Source organism: Bradyrhizobium sp. AZCC 1588, from assembly GCF_036924735.1.
Taxonomy (GTDB): Bacteria; Pseudomonadota; Alphaproteobacteria; order Rhizobiales; family Xanthobacteraceae; genus Bradyrhizobium.
In genome coordinates this window covers 7,167,739-7,179,935 of the sequence record NZ_JAZHSC010000001.1, presented here as the reverse complement: position 1 = coordinate 7,179,935, position 12,197 = coordinate 7,167,739, and the positions used below count along the sequence as shown (strand labels likewise).

The 12,197-nt window shown below is 63.7% G+C and carries 19 protein-coding genes; 11 read left to right on the top strand and 8 right to left on the bottom strand.

The annotated features are described in order from the left end of the window. Positions 1-46: 46 nt before the first annotated feature. A complete protein-coding gene (locus V1277_RS33645; protein WP_334375714.1) occupies positions 47-286 on the top strand; it encodes a hypothetical protein in 240 nt (79 codons plus the stop codon). A gap of 17 nt (positions 287-303) precedes the next feature. Here the strand turns inward: V1277_RS33645 and V1277_RS33640 are convergent, their stop codons facing one another. Next, complete coding sequence (locus tag V1277_RS33640; RefSeq protein WP_334377179.1) at positions 304-735, bottom strand: hypothetical protein; 432 nt, start codon at positions 733-735, stop codon at positions 304-306. A 154-nt stretch (positions 736-889) separates the two neighbouring features. Here V1277_RS33640 and V1277_RS33635 point away from each other — a divergent pair, with 154 nt between their 5' ends. Next, positions 890-1,678: an SDR family NAD(P)-dependent oxidoreductase gene (locus tag V1277_RS33635; protein ID WP_334420027.1), complete on the top strand. Its 789-nt coding sequence runs from the start codon at positions 890-892 to the stop codon at positions 1,676-1,678. A 101-nt stretch (positions 1,679-1,779) separates the two neighbouring features. Further along, the gene (locus V1277_RS33630) at positions 1,780-3,051 is read left to right on the top strand and encodes an IS701 family transposase (RefSeq protein ID WP_334415441.1); all 1,272 of its coding nucleotides are present in this window, start codon (positions 1,780-1,782) and stop codon (positions 3,049-3,051) included. 230 nt (positions 3,052-3,281) lie between these two features. Here the strand turns inward: V1277_RS33630 and V1277_RS33625 are convergent, their stop codons facing one another. Beyond that, positions 3,282-3,440, bottom strand: coding sequence for a hypothetical protein (locus tag V1277_RS33625; RefSeq protein WP_334375712.1), 159 nt, complete (start codon positions 3,438-3,440; stop codon positions 3,282-3,284). Between the two features lie 9 nt (positions 3,441-3,449). Further along, positions 3,450-3,683, bottom strand: a complete 234-nt coding sequence (locus V1277_RS33620) for a DUF6894 family protein (RefSeq protein WP_334420026.1) — start codon at positions 3,681-3,683, stop codon at positions 3,450-3,452. Between the two features lie 261 nt (positions 3,684-3,944). On the opposite strand from V1277_RS33620, the gene V1277_RS33615 reads away from it, so the two are divergent. Continuing rightward, on the top strand, positions 3,945-4,130 hold the full coding sequence (locus V1277_RS33615; protein WP_028346367.1) for a hypothetical protein: 186 nt from the start codon (positions 3,945-3,947) through the stop codon (positions 4,128-4,130). Positions 4,131-4,187: 57 nt separating this feature from the next. Here V1277_RS33615 and V1277_RS33610 read toward each other — a convergent pair whose 3' ends face one another. Beyond that, the gene (locus V1277_RS33610) at positions 4,188-5,321 is read right to left on the bottom strand and encodes a hypothetical protein (protein WP_334420025.1); all 1,134 of its coding nucleotides are present in this window, start codon (positions 5,319-5,321) and stop codon (positions 4,188-4,190) included. Between the two features lie 212 nt (positions 5,322-5,533). On the opposite strand from V1277_RS33610, the gene V1277_RS33605 reads away from it, so the two are divergent. After that, positions 5,534-6,295 (top strand): alpha/beta fold hydrolase, encoded by a 762-nt coding sequence (locus tag V1277_RS33605; RefSeq protein ID WP_334375709.1) that lies wholly within the window; start codon positions 5,534-5,536, stop codon positions 6,293-6,295. Here the strand turns inward: V1277_RS33605 and V1277_RS33600 are convergent. Together V1277_RS33600 and V1277_RS33595 are read right to left on the bottom strand one after the other, a co-directional pair. Beyond that, complete coding sequence (locus V1277_RS33600; RefSeq protein ID WP_334420024.1) at positions 6,292-6,447, bottom strand: hypothetical protein; 156 nt, start codon at positions 6,445-6,447, stop codon at positions 6,292-6,294. The two genes, V1277_RS33605 and V1277_RS33600, sit on opposite strands and share 4 nt — an antisense overlap. A gap of 9 nt (positions 6,448-6,456) precedes the next feature. Continuing rightward, positions 6,457-6,690 (bottom strand): DUF6894 family protein, encoded by a 234-nt coding sequence (locus V1277_RS33595; RefSeq protein ID WP_334375707.1) that lies wholly within the window; start codon positions 6,688-6,690, stop codon positions 6,457-6,459. A gap of 323 nt (positions 6,691-7,013) precedes the next feature. On the opposite strand from V1277_RS33595, the gene V1277_RS33590 reads away from it, so the two are divergent. From V1277_RS33590 to V1277_RS33570, 5 genes are all read left to right on the top strand, one after another. Next, on the top strand, positions 7,014-7,361 hold the full coding sequence (locus V1277_RS33590) for a hypothetical protein (RefSeq protein WP_334420023.1): 348 nt from the start codon (positions 7,014-7,016) through the stop codon (positions 7,359-7,361). A gap of 242 nt (positions 7,362-7,603) precedes the next feature. Beyond that, positions 7,604-8,194 carry an NADPH-dependent FMN reductase gene (locus tag V1277_RS33585; protein WP_334420022.1) on the top strand — a complete coding sequence of 197 codons (591 nt, stop codon included), beginning with the start codon at positions 7,604-7,606 and terminating at the stop codon, positions 8,192-8,194. Between the two features lie 160 nt (positions 8,195-8,354). Beyond that, on the top strand, positions 8,355-8,705 hold the full coding sequence (locus tag V1277_RS33580; RefSeq protein ID WP_334420021.1) for a hypothetical protein: 351 nt from the start codon (positions 8,355-8,357) through the stop codon (positions 8,703-8,705). A 120-nt stretch (positions 8,706-8,825) separates the two neighbouring features. Beyond that, positions 8,826-9,005 carry a hypothetical protein gene (locus tag V1277_RS33575; protein ID WP_028346363.1) on the top strand — a complete coding sequence of 60 codons (180 nt, stop codon included), beginning with the start codon at positions 8,826-8,828 and terminating at the stop codon, positions 9,003-9,005. A 187-nt stretch (positions 9,006-9,192) separates the two neighbouring features. Then, positions 9,193-10,221, top strand: coding sequence for an IS110 family transposase (locus V1277_RS33570; protein WP_334418049.1), 1,029 nt, complete (start codon positions 9,193-9,195; stop codon positions 10,219-10,221). 354 nt (positions 10,222-10,575) lie between these two features. Here V1277_RS33570 and V1277_RS33565 read toward each other — a convergent pair whose 3' ends face one another. Beyond that, a complete protein-coding gene (locus V1277_RS33565; RefSeq protein WP_334377243.1) occupies positions 10,576-10,800 on the bottom strand; it encodes a hypothetical protein in 225 nt (74 codons plus the stop codon). A 114-nt stretch (positions 10,801-10,914) separates the two neighbouring features. Here V1277_RS33565 and V1277_RS33560 point away from each other — a divergent pair, with 114 nt between their 5' ends. Then, positions 10,915-11,103, top strand: coding sequence for a hypothetical protein (locus tag V1277_RS33560; protein WP_334420019.1), 189 nt, complete (start codon positions 10,915-10,917; stop codon positions 11,101-11,103). A gap of 18 nt (positions 11,104-11,121) precedes the next feature. Here V1277_RS33560 and V1277_RS33555 read toward each other — a convergent pair whose 3' ends face one another. Continuing rightward, positions 11,122-12,030: a ketopantoate reductase family protein gene (locus V1277_RS33555; RefSeq protein WP_334420018.1), complete on the bottom strand. Its 909-nt coding sequence runs from the start codon at positions 12,028-12,030 to the stop codon at positions 11,122-11,124. Positions 12,031-12,197: the final 167 nt, after the last annotated feature.

The window sequence follows — 12,197 nt, the reverse complement described above, 5'->3', positions numbered from 1 at the left end:
TTCGGCCGTGCGTTGGCTTGGCATCATGCCGAGAGGCACGACCTCCATGCGTCGGGAAAAGTCACTCTTCAATGCGCTGCTCACCCATTTTTTGATGGGCGTGGCGCTTGGACTAACGCTGGTCCTGTTGCTCGGCCTCATCGATGCCTTCCATGTCAGAGACCTCGTCGCCAAGAGCGACGCACCTGTTCAGACCACGGTGATGCTGGTGACGACCTACGGGCTAATGTTCGGCATCGGCGCAGCGCTGACCGGTTTGGTGTTGACGCTGGAAGAAGAGAGCTGAGGTCGGACGGACCGCGATCAGCGGCGCAGGCGGGCAATCGTGCCGGCGGTGATCTGCATGGCGACGCCGACCACCCATCCGGCCATGATCATCCAAATCCATGCCAAATGCGGATCGTGGCGCAGCACGATCAGGCCGACGCAGGCGAACGCCGAGAGCGCCGCGAGGAAGGTCCCGATCGAGCTAAGCAGTTCCGGCGTATCCACTCCGTCGACCCAGGCGTCATCGGGAGGCCGGCCGTTCGATGCGGTGAAGCGCAGCGGCGTATCGATTCCGAGATAAAAGCCGATGGCGCCACCGACCATCATCAGCAGCAGGAACGCCTGATTGGTGAGTGCAGCGTGGCTCGTCCCTACCAGAGCCGCCACAAACAATCCGCTCGCCGCGCCCGCCATGGCAAGCCCGAGGCGTTCCAGAACGTGGGCGACCTTTCGAACGCCGGTTTGCATCACGGTGAGCCCGCCGGTTATGGAAGGGAGCTTAGGACGGTTCCCAATAAGGTGGAAGCAACTTAGCGATGCAGATAGTGCGCCGAATTGATACAGCGCAAGATGCGCTCGGTCTGTAGAATTGGCTATGCCTGTTTCGATGGGAGACGCGAACATGAGCCTGTTGGGTACGCCATTCGATCCCGCGCGCGAGGCCGCGCTCGTCACCGGCGCGGGCAACGGGATCGGCCGCGCGATTGCACAGGCACTGGTGGGCGAGGGCGTCCGCACGGTGTTTGCCGATGTCAACCGGGACACGGTCACGGCGGCAGCCAAAGCGTCGCCGCGGCCGGAACTGGCCGTGCCCTGGGTCGGCGATCTCGCCGATCCCGCGGCGCGCGAGGCGCTGCTGGCTGACGCCGCGTCTGCCGTCGGGTGCGTGACGCATTTCGTGCACAGCGCCTCGCCGCCGCGGCGCGAGGCCGATCATGCGCTCGGCGTCACCACGGAGATTTGGGCGCAGATGCACGCGGTGAATCTGGACGCCGGATTCCACCTCTGCCGCGAACTGGCGCGCAAGCTGATCGCGGAAAAACAGCCTGGCTCGTTCCTGCTGCTGACCTCGCTGCATGCCGGCACGCCGCGCAACCTGCCGCATTACTCGACGGCGAAGGCGGGGCTTTCGATGCTGGTGAAGGAATTGGCCAAGACGTTCGGCCGCTTCAACATTCGTGTCAACGCGCTTGTGCCGGGCGCGATTGCGGCCGGCGGCTTCGTCGCCGATCCCGCGCTCGCAAGACACATTCCGCTCGGCCGGCTCGGCCAGGCCGAAGACCTTGCGCCGCTGGCGCTGGCGGTGCTGTCGAACCGGATATCGGCCTATGTCACGGGCGCGGCGATCGTGGTCGACGGCGGCCTGTCGCTGACGAACTGGTTCGAGCCGCCGGAGTTGGGGGATTTGTAGGGGCTTGTAGGGTGGGCAAATCCTACTGAGTCAGAGGGTCGCGGGCGATCGACTAGAAGAATCAGATAATTGCGAGATTCAAGCTTAGCGTGGAGGCCAAGATGAATCTCGATATCCGGTTTGCGTCCTATGTTGAGGAACTTGCGAGCGCGATGGGTCAGGCGGATCGGGCTCGACCGCTGCGCGACTACTGCACCGGGCTGATCCTGCCGGGCGAGCGCAAGAGCGTAGAGCCGATGGCGGCGCGGACCGATCCAGCGCGTGTCTCTGCGCAACACCAGTCGTTGCTGCACTTTGTCGGTGCTGGCGGTTGGTCGGACGAGAAGGTGCTGGCCAAGATCAGCGAACTGGTGGTTCCGGCAATCACGAAGCACGGGCCGATCGAGGCCTGGATCATCGATGACACCGGCATCCCGAAGAAGGGCCGACATTCGGTTGGGGTGAAGCCGCAGTATTGCGGGCAGCTTGGCAAGGAAGCCAATTGCCAAGTGGCAGTGTCGCTGTCGATTGCGAACCACTTTGCCAGCTTGCCGGTCGGGTATCGGCTCTATTTGCCGAAAGAGTGGGCCGAGGATCGCGCGCGTCGGGATCGGGCCGGGGTGCCTGAGGACATCCGCTTCAAGACCAAACAGCAGATTGCGCTCGAGTTGATCCAACGGGCGCACGCGGCAGGCCTTCCGCTGGGAGTGCTGTTGATGGACCTCGACTACGGCCGTGACTCGCGATTGCGCACGAGCGTGTCTGCCCTGGGATTGAGCTATGTGGCGGGCATTCAGCCGAACGTGTTGATGTGGGCGCCTGGCACCGGTCCGAAGCGGCCCGACAAATCGCTCAACAATAACGGCCGACGCAATGAGCCCGATCTGATCTCGGCCCAAGAAGTGGTGCGTGCTCTACCTGAGCACGCCTGGCGCACGATCCGCTGGCGCGAAGGCTCGGCCGATTGGCTGTCCTCGCGCTTTGCACGGGTGCGCGTACGCGTCGGCTACAATGGTGCAATCCCCGGGCAGGTCGCAGAGGAGTGGCTGCTGATCGAGTGGCCGGAGGGCGAAACAAAGCTCAGCAAATACAAATACTGGCTCTCCACACTGCCGGCAGAGATCAGCTTCCGCCAGCTCGTCGATATCACCAAGATGCGCTGGCGGATCGAGCGCGACTATCAGGAGCTCAAGCAGGAGGTCGGGCTTGGGCACTACGAAGGGCGCGGATGGCGTGGCTTCCATCATCACGCAACGCTCTGCATCGCGGCCTATGGGTTCCTGGTCTCCGAGCGAGCCGCGATTCCCCCCTCAGGACCTCGTTCCCCCGCGCTGCTCTCGACGCCTGCATTACCCGACGGTTATCGACCCCGCGGATCCGCCCTTGCGGCCTGAACGCCACATTCCAAACTCGATCGCGACCATGCGTGCACGCTTGATCAAAGCGCTTACAAAGTGGCTCCCGCGATGCCCCTGTTGCGGAGCCCGTGCCGCTCGATATGTCAGAAAGCGCTCGTGACGCAGTAGGACAAAGGCGCGCTTGCGCCGTGCCCACCACATCGCCGCGGCGGCGCACTAACGGTGGGCACGCTTCGCTTTGCCCACCCTACAAGACTACGAGACTATCAGATGGCGCCGCCTTGATGCTTCGCGTGCCATTTCGGGCCGGGGCCGCGCATGTAGTGCAGCTCGGGACGATAGGGGTTGCGGGCAAGGTCGAGCAGAACCTGCAATCGCGCGGCGACCTGGTTCAGGTATCGAAGAAGCGATTGCATGGCCAGCATGGCGACCTCTCAATGCGGCTTGCCGAGCACCGACGAAAACGGCAGGGCGAAGATTTCGACGTTGAGATCGTCGCTCGCATGCAGCGTCCAGTCGCGCCAGTCTTCCGGGCACTGCGCCGTAATCAGCGACTGCACGACGCGGGCGGCGTGGTCACGCGCTTCGGCCAGATTTCCGACGGCAAGGCCACGCTGAACGATGCGTACGCCCTCGGAATTGGAGCAGTGGAAATAGACCCGTGCCATGTCCGACTCCCGCGATTGCGATTCACGCTGAAAAAATATCAGGCGGAAGACCGGCTTGATATTCGGGGAGATTGCGGGGCGGGATATTACGGGGGCGAGCGGCCTCGAGTGGAACCGCGCGATCCCAAGAGATCCCAAGACTTGTCCTAAAATTATCTACTGCGGCAGGAGGAACGAGATTTTCGGTTCGGCCGTTTTGACGAGGAAGCCGCGACATTCGAATCACTGCGGCGAGGACGAATGCAACCCCGGGAGAGCGACATGATGTCGGAAATGCAGATCCACACGATTGCACGTCAGATGATGGAGAAGCACGGCCTCACCGCGATCGCGCAAGCCGCACACAATGCACAGGCTTGCGAGAGCAGCGGTGACATCGAGGAAGCCAAGGAATGGCGTCATATCGAAGACGCCATGAAGCTGATGCGAGGCCCGCATCAGAGCTAGCGGATTTGTCTCGGATGCCGCGCGGCACAGCGCGCGGCATCAGGGACACGCAGTTACTTACCGCAGCGGCATCGGCGGGCGGACCACCGGCGCGCCGTCATCAGCCATGGTTTGCTGCGGCGGTGCCGGCGGCAGCGGCGCGGGGGCGGCGGCTGGCGGCGGAGGGGGGACATAGGCGGCTTGAGCCGGTGGATAGTAAGCCGGCTTCGGCTTCCGGACAGGCGCGGCGACAGGCGCATTCGCGGATCGGGGCGGCGGCGCGGCTGTTACCCTCGGGCGAAAATTCTGTTCGGGTCGGACCTCAGCAGCCCTCGCTTCCGAAGCCTTCATTTCGGCAGCCTTGGCAAATTCCCGCGCCATTTGCGCCTGGCTTGCCTTGAGCTGCGCGATAGTCGCCTTCAGCTCCTCGACCTGCTGGCCCATCGCGGCGAGATCCTGCGCCATCGATTGCAACTGGGTCGATTCCGCGGAAGGAGCAGCCGCGGCCGTAGCTGTGGGTTCGGGTTGAGCCGGTGCTGCCGTTGCCGCCGGCTCCGCTGCGGCCTGATCGGTTGCCGCGTCTGGAGCGGCCGGCGCGCCCGGTTGCTCGGCCACGGCGGGCTTGGCCGCCGAAGGCAAGGCTGCCAGCACGAAGGGCGGCGCCCACTCGGCAGCCATCGCCTTGGCCTGATCGCCATAATGCTGCCAGGCGGCAGCAGCAATGGCGCCGACAAGGGCCAACAGCGCCATCACCACGCGCTTCGTCCATTTGGCCATTGGCCGCTCGCCGGCGGCGTTCAGGCCACCCAGCTTGATCTCCTCGCCCGGTCTGATGTTGTCGACTTGGACATCGCGCATCTGGACATCGCGCATGTCAGTGGCGCGAAACGTCGGTTCGACCTGCGGGGTTGGCGCGCTGATCGAAATCGCGGGCGCTACGTGAACCTGCGGCTTGGCCGCGGCTTGCACTTGCGGCTTGGCCGCAGCTTGGACTTGCGGCGGTGCCGCGACTTGGACTTGCGGCTTTGCCGCGACGTCAACTTGCGGCGTGACATGAACCTGCGGCGCTGCCGGATGGGCTTGCGGCGCTACGGGAGCGGTGGCCGGATCGTGGGCCAGCGGCGGCGCCTTGTGGGCGTGCGCGGCCAGCACCGTTTCGATCGCAAAAACGTCGTGCGGATCAGCCTCTTTCAGTGTTGGCGTGGATTGCATTGGCGGTCCCTTACTCAGTCCAATGTCACCCGGATCGGGGCGGCAAGCATGCTCTGCTGCGTGGAAAACCTCTGCCCATGCCGCCACACGGCCAGCGAGGTTTGACCAAAGCAAGGCAAGAGCGTGGAGAGGTTGGGGCCACGGCTTCCCCCGCGGGCTGGAACCCGGGCGCAGAGATCATATCTGCAGGCGGCCGGGCACGGGGGATTTGCATGCCATTTGCCGTTCATCGCGGACACAGGATTCACTACACGGTGGAGGGCGAGGGGCCGCTGGTCGTGCTGCAGCACGGCCTGCTGATGGACGCCGGAACGTGGAAGCAGGTCGGATTCGTCGATGCGCTGACCGATAGATACCGCGTTGCATGCGTGGACTCGCTCGGCCACGGGTTGAGCGACAAGCCTTTCGACAGCCATCGCTACCGTCAGGAGCAGCGCGCCGGCGATATCGTCGCCGTGATCGACGATATCGGCTGTGCCAGCGGCCATCTGGTCGGACATTCGATGGGAGCGTGGCTCGGTGTCGGCGTCGCGAAATATTACCCCGAGCGCCTGTCGTCGCTGGTGCTCGGCGGGTGGGATGTGGTCAACGGCCTGCCGCCGACAAGCCAGGGACCGCTGCAGTTCGACGCTTTCATGAAGTTCGCACGGCTGACGGCGCCGCACCTGACCCGATGGGTCACGACGGAATCGGAGCCCGGCGTACGGGCCTGCTTCGATGCGCTCGGTCAACTCGATGGCGCCGGCCATGCCGTGCTGGGTGCCGGCTTTCCCGCAATGATCTGGGAGGGGAAGAGCGATCCCGCGCACGACCGGCGAAAGGCATTCGCAGATGCCAACGGTCTACGTTTCCTGTCAACGGCCGGAGATCACCTCGGTATGGTGTTCGGCCACGGCGCGGAAAGCGCGAAGGGCATACGGATGTTTCTGGATCTGGCGCAGAGCGCCTCAGGTGCGCGGTTGGCCGGGGCTTAGAGGACGGCGCCTGCAGCGCCAAGTGGATGCCTGGCGTGCCACTTTGGGCCGGGGCCGCGCATGTAATGCCGCTCGGGACGATAGGGATCGCAGGCGCGCTCGATCAGGTGGCGCCACCGTGCCATGATCGCATCCAGGCGGCGGAGCAACATGGCAATCTCTCAGTGCGGCTTGCCGAGCACGAAGGCGAAGGGCAGAACGAAGAGCTCTTCGTCGAAATCGTCGCTGACATGCACGACCCAGTCGCGCCAGTCTTCCGCGTCCCGCCCCATAATGAGCGACCGAACGATGCAGGCGGCGCGGTCGCGCGCCTCGGCGAGGTCGCTCACCGCTTCGCCGGATCGGTCGAGCCGGACTTCCCGGGAGTTTGAGCAATGGAAATAGACCTGGGTCATGTCGGGCCTCCTGTTGCAGGCGATCTCTATTGTTGGTCGCAGGCTAGCCGGACAAGGTTCTGGGACTCTGTGAGGCACATCACAGTCGTTGCTTAAGATTTTGTTAAGACTGTAATGGTCAAACTTTAGGCATGGAATCGCGGCGGAACCGGACCTCCCGAGCCGGCAGTTGCAAGAGAAGGTCGGCGGCGTAACGCCCGCCGGCCTTTTCTCTTGGCGGCCCGCAGCAATCGTCGCTGATATTCACGGCGCTGTGAATTCGCCTCCGGAACCAAGCATCTGACCTGCCCGTTCGCTCTTCATCTTCACATGGAGAATGAGCAATGACGAAACTGACACTGCTCGGCGCGGCCGCCATCCTTGCGATGGGGCTCGCGACGCCTGCGCTGTCGCAGGAAGCCACCCAGGAGCCCGGCATGATCGGGTTCACCCACCCGAACTCCGACTATCTGCTCGGCGGATACGGCGTGCGCACGCCGAGCCGCTATGACTACAGCTACTACGGCCCGTACTACGGCCCGTACTACGGCCCGCGCGTGTATCATCGCCGGGCCTATGTCGGCGGACCGGTTGGCGTGGCTGCCGGCGTGGCAGTCGGAACGGCAGCCGCGATCGCGGGTGCGCCGTACGTCGATTCATATGCCTATTATGACGGGCCCGGCTATTGGTAGAGCCGGACTAGCAATTGCAAAGAAGCGGCCGCAAGGCCGCTTTTTTGTTGGCTGCTTGGACCTTCGGCGGGTGGCTGCGGCGTAGGACGACAGCAGCGCGATCAAGATGATCGTTTCAGCACGGTCGCGCCGAGGACAAGCGCGAGCGCCTTTCCAAGGCCATCGAGGCGGCTCAGGCCTTGCATGAGGAAGGTCCGCATGGTTCCAGTGTCATCATCCAATGTCCGGAGGGGTGAGGTCTCATGAGCAACCGTATTCTCGTCCTTTACGGCTCCTACCGTTCCGACCGCATGGGCATTCGTCTCGCGCAATTTGTCGTCGAGGGGTTTCGTGCGCGCGGCGATGATGTCGAATTGATCGACGCCAAGGCGATCGGCCTGCCGATGCTGGACCGGATGTACAAGGAATATCCGAAAGGCGGCGCGCCCGCGGCGCTCGAGAAACTGGCGGAGCAGATCCGCACCGCCGACGGTTTTGTGTTCGTGACCGGTGAATATAATTGGGGCATCCAGCCGGGGCTGAAAAATCTCACCGACCATTTTCTGGAAGAATGGTTCTGGCGGCCGGCGGCGATCGCGAGCTATTCAGCTGGCCGCTTCTCCGGCGCACGCGCCGCGCTCGCCTGGCACGGCACGCTTTCGGAAATGGGCATGGTGGTGATTTCGAGCTCGGTCGCGGTCGGGCCGATCGCGCAGACGCTGAGCGAAGACGGCAAGCCGATCGGCGAGGGCGGCAAAGCGCTGGCGCACGCGTTTCCGCGCTTTGCGGATGATCTCGTGTGGTGGATGGAGGCGGCAAGGACGCAGCGGGAGCGCAAGAAGCCGCCATATTGAGGGGCATATCTCCCATGCCTCGAATGGAGCGCAATGTTGGCGAAAACGCACCCACTTTTCGCCACGGCTGGACAGCAGATTGCGAATTGTCTGCCATCTTCCGCCTTCCTTGAGTTGCCGCGGGCAGCTCGTCCATTTGCTTCATGCACGGGTAGAATTGATGTCGCCAACGAAAGCGCGCTGCGGCCTGCTTGTTCTTGTGTTGATGGCCGCGCTCTCCGGCCCGGCCGTCGCGCAGAATCTCGATCAGGGCAAACCGGCGTCGAAACTGTTTGCCGAAGGTTGCGCATCTTGTCATCGCAGCCCGCGCGGGCTCGCCAAGGGCCGCTTTCATCTGACGCTCTATCTGTTCCTGCAAAAGCACTATTCCAGCGGCGCGAGCTCGGCCTGGGCGCTGACCTCCTATCTGGAATCCATCGATAGCGGAAAGCGCGTCGCGGCGAAGCCACAGGCAGCGTCAGCCGCGTCGCGATCGTCGATGCGTCCGCCGGCGCCAGTACCGGCGCGATAGGCCGCGCGCGCCGCCATCGCTTGCTCACGGCAACGCTGCGAAATCTCCCCGACGCGGCCATCTTTTCGACTTTTGCCGGCATAGCATCATGAGCATGTGTGGTGGCGGGGAGTAATGACGATGGTAGTGGCTGAACTTCAGACCAAGGTGGAGAAGTACGAGAGCCGGGCCGGCAAGTGCGAAGCAAAGGCCAAGGAGGCCACGGACAAGGCGCAGCAGGCCTTCTACGAGGGGCTCGCCGGCTACTACGCAAGCCTGGCCACAGATTTCCGCAAGATCCTCGAGAAGCGAACCGCGTAAGCGGCACGATGTATAGATGGGGTAACGGGCCCCTGGTCCCACCTTCCAAGCGAGCCGCGCTTGCTACGGCGCTTTTGGTAGGCGCGCTTCGCGCGGCTCGCTTGGAAGGTGGGCGGTCGTCCCTCACATGGATGGTGTGACGGAGTCGAAGGATGAGCCTCGCTCCAAACATCGAGGAGAGACGACCATGGACCATTATGCCGGAATCGACGTTTCATTGGAATGCTCGAGCGTGTGCGTGGTTGAGGCAACCGGCAAAATTTTGCGCGAGGCCAAGGTGGCCAGCGAGCCGGAGGCGTTAATCGCCTGGTTCCGTTCGCTCGGCTTCGGCCTTGAGCGGATCGGGCTGGAGGCCGGACCGCTGTCGCAATGGCTGTTTGCGAGGATGAAGGCGGCCGGACTTGCCGTGGAGCTGCTGGAGACACGGCACGTACGCAAGGCGTTCGAGGCCATGCCGGTGAAGTCCGATCGCAACGATGCGCGCGGGATTGCGCAGTTGATGCGGCTGGGCTGGTTCCGGCCGGTGCATTGCAAATCGATGAGCGCGCAAGAGACGCGGGCAATATTGACGGCCCGCAAGCTGGTGCAATCGAAGCTTCGCGATGTCGAGAACAGCCTGCGCGGGATCCTGCGCGGTTTTGGCCTTAAGGTTGGCAATACGACGGAGCGGGAGTTTGCAGGACGGATCAATAAACTCGTTACAGCCCACCCGCATCTTCAAAAAATCGCCGATGCACTGTTGTCGGTGCGCGAGGCACTGCGGAAGGAGTTCACGGCTTTCGAGAAGCAGACCCGCAAGATGGTACGATCCGACATGCAGGCACGGCTGCTGACGTCGGTCCCGGCGGTTGGCCCGATCATCGCACTCACCTATGCCAGCGCCATCGACGATCCGGGACGGTTCACGTCGTCGAAGCGGGTGGGAGCGCACTTCGGGCTGACCCCGAAGAGGCATCAATCCGGCGAGACCGACTACACCGGCCGGATCAGCAAGATCGGCGACGGCTCGGTGCGCACGGCGCTCTATGAGGCCGCCCACCTCATGTTGACCAAGCCGATCAAAGGCTGTTCGCTCTTGAAGAGCTGGGCGATGCGGATCGCCAGGCGCGCCGGCATGAGCAAGGCCAAGGTGGCACTGGCGCGCAGGCTCGCGGTGATCATGCATCGCATGCTCGCCGACGGAACCCCCTTCAACGCCGCCGCTGCGGCAATCTGACAGGAGAACGCAAAACAGTTTTCGGGCAGGTCACGACACCAGGCCTTCTCGAAGCGAAGTCCCATCGCCGGGACGATGGATCAGGTCAGACCGCTAATCCGCCAGTGGCATCACGACCACGCGTCCGTAGATTGGTCGGCCTATCCTCTTCCAACCCCATCAGGTGGCGGCCTTGCGCCGACCCCGTACAGAAGCGAGACCCCGGCGAACGGACAACGCAAAAAGGGATTGACTGATCGAGGCCCGTTACAGAAGGGCGGATTAGCGTCGGCGTAATCCGCCATTCGTTGTCACGCGAAGAGACCGGCGGATTACGCTAGCGCTAATCCGCCCCACGAGATGGCATACGCGTATTCACGCGCCGCCGATCGCGCGGGTGATCGTTCCGCCGCCGCCGCAATTGGGGCAGGGAGCGCCGTTGATGCGGCCGTTGCCGTGACATTCGGGGCAGATGTCGTCGCCGGTGCCGGGCGTTCCGCGCGGTGCTTCATCGCCGGGATTGAGCATTGAATTGGCCGCCTGCATCTGGGCGTTCGAGCGCGTTTTAGTGCTTTGCGAATTTGGCGCCTTGTTCCGCATGGTGCGTGCCTCCTTCAGAGATTTGCGACAACGCCGTTGCGGGGAGGAGGTTGCGAGGATGCGCAACCTTCGCCCCTGCGAAAGCGTTGGAACGACATGACGGAACACCCGACGATGCACCCCATGACGGGCTTCAACCCATCGGAGCCCGCAGTCCTGCACGACCGCACGAGCGACCAGATCATCACCTGGATCGGTGATGAGGCCGACGACTTCCGCCGCTCCAGCCGCGCGCGCGACGACGGTACGGTGGCGTGGCGGCAATATGTGTTCGACGGTTGGGGGAACGTGATGGGTGGGTGAGAAGAGGGCGGCGTAGGGCTACGGCCGCCGCGATAGCTCCTTGCCGCGTTCGGCGAGCTTCACCATCACCTGCAGCGCCTGATTGGTCGGCGTCGCAATGCCGAGTTCGGCGCCCTTGCGCACCACATGGCCGTTGAGGAAGTCGATCTCGCTCGGCTTGCCGCGGGCGAGATCCTGCGCGGTGGACGACATCTGGTTCGGCATCATGGCGGGGATGTTCAGGATATGCTCGAGGAGGTCGTCTGGAATCGAAACACCGCAGGCGCAGGCGACGGATATCGCTTCCTGCACCGCGCTTGTGACGACATCCCGCGTGCCTGCGACTTCCAGCATCGGCCCGTAGGCGATACCCGCCACCGCAGACAGCGCGTTGAAGGCGCAGTTGATGATCAGCTTGCTCCATAGCGTCCGGTCGATATCGTCGGCGATCGTGATGCCGATGCCGGCGGCCTGAAGCATCTCGGCCAGCGCTGCGCTCGCGGGCGAGGGGCCGATGGCGAGATCACCGCCGCCGTGATGTCTGACGTGGCCGGGGCCGGCCATCTCGCTGCCGACATAGACGACGACGGGAATGACGGCGTGGCCGGTGACGGCAGAGAGACGCGGTGCATTGTCGACGCCGTTCTGCAAGCTGAGCACGGACGTTTCCGGCCGCAGGTGCCCAGCGAGCGAACGGCCGGCCTGTTCGGTATCGGCCGATTTCACGCAGACCAGCACCAGATCGGGCGCGGCGAGGGTAGTCGTGTCGGTCGCGGCGCGGGCGGGCAGGTACTCCCTGAAACTCTTGGTGTCCAGCAGCAGGCCATGGGCGTTGATGGCGTCGACATGCGGCTGCCGGCCGATGAAGGTCACATCATGTCCGGCTTTGAGCAGCAGTCCTCCATAATAGCATCCGACCGCTCCGGCACCGACGACTGCGACTTGCATGTTTATCTCCCGTTCGGCTGAGTGGGTCGGGTAGCTGATCTGAGCCGGTGCCGCAATTCCGGGGCCGACCTCTAATTCCTGTGACCCAATCACCACACTCGAACCGAATTGCGTTGAGGGAGCCATCGCTGATCGCGTCCGGCCACGCTTCCGCCCGGATTCGGGCC

Bases quoted from the DNA above. Each gene is read 5' to 3' on its own strand.
- V1277_RS33645 (WP_334375714.1), top strand. From the start codon at position 47: ATGCGTCGGGAAAAGTCACTCTTCAATGCGCTGCTCACCCATTTTTTG.
- V1277_RS33640 (WP_334377179.1), bottom strand. From the start codon at position 735: ATGCAAACCGGCGTTCGAAAGGTCGCCCACGTTCTGGAACGCCTCGGG.
- V1277_RS33635 (WP_334420027.1), top strand. From the start codon at position 890: ATGAGCCTGTTGGGTACGCCATTCGATCCCGCGCGCGAGGCCGCGCTC.
- V1277_RS33630 (WP_334415441.1), top strand. From the start codon at position 1,780: ATGAATCTCGATATCCGGTTTGCGTCCTATGTTGAGGAACTTGCGAGC.
- V1277_RS33625 (WP_334375712.1), bottom strand. From the start codon at position 3,440: ATGCTGGCCATGCAATCGCTTCTTCGATACCTGAACCAGGTCGCCGCG.
- V1277_RS33620 (WP_334420026.1), bottom strand. From the start codon at position 3,683: ATGGCACGGGTCTATTTCCACTGCTCCAATTCCGAGGGCGTACGCATC.
- V1277_RS33615 (WP_028346367.1), top strand. From the start codon at position 3,945: ATGATGTCGGAAATGCAGATCCACACGATTGCACGTCAGATGATGGAG.
- V1277_RS33610 (WP_334420025.1), bottom strand. From the start codon at position 5,321: ATGCAATCCACGCCAACACTGAAAGAGGCTGATCCGCACGACGTTTTT.
- V1277_RS33605 (WP_334375709.1), top strand. From the start codon at position 5,534: ATGCCATTTGCCGTTCATCGCGGACACAGGATTCACTACACGGTGGAG.
- V1277_RS33600 (WP_334420024.1), bottom strand. From the start codon at position 6,447: ATGTTGCTCCGCCGCCTGGATGCGATCATGGCACGGTGGCGCCACCTG.
- V1277_RS33595 (WP_334375707.1), bottom strand. From the start codon at position 6,690: ATGACCCAGGTCTATTTCCATTGCTCAAACTCCCGGGAAGTCCGGCTC.
- V1277_RS33590 (WP_334420023.1), top strand. From the start codon at position 7,014: ATGACGAAACTGACACTGCTCGGCGCGGCCGCCATCCTTGCGATGGGG.
- V1277_RS33585 (WP_334420022.1), top strand. From the start codon at position 7,604: ATGAGCAACCGTATTCTCGTCCTTTACGGCTCCTACCGTTCCGACCGC.
- V1277_RS33580 (WP_334420021.1), top strand. From the start codon at position 8,355: ATGTCGCCAACGAAAGCGCGCTGCGGCCTGCTTGTTCTTGTGTTGATG.
- V1277_RS33575 (WP_028346363.1), top strand. From the start codon at position 8,826: ATGGTAGTGGCTGAACTTCAGACCAAGGTGGAGAAGTACGAGAGCCGG.
- V1277_RS33570 (WP_334418049.1), top strand. From the start codon at position 9,193: ATGGACCATTATGCCGGAATCGACGTTTCATTGGAATGCTCGAGCGTG.
- V1277_RS33565 (WP_334377243.1), bottom strand. From the start codon at position 10,800: ATGCGGAACAAGGCGCCAAATTCGCAAAGCACTAAAACGCGCTCGAAC.
- V1277_RS33560 (WP_334420019.1), top strand. From the start codon at position 10,915: ATGCACCCCATGACGGGCTTCAACCCATCGGAGCCCGCAGTCCTGCAC.
- V1277_RS33555 (WP_334420018.1), bottom strand. From the start codon at position 12,030: ATGCAAGTCGCAGTCGTCGGTGCCGGAGCGGTCGGATGCTATTATGGA.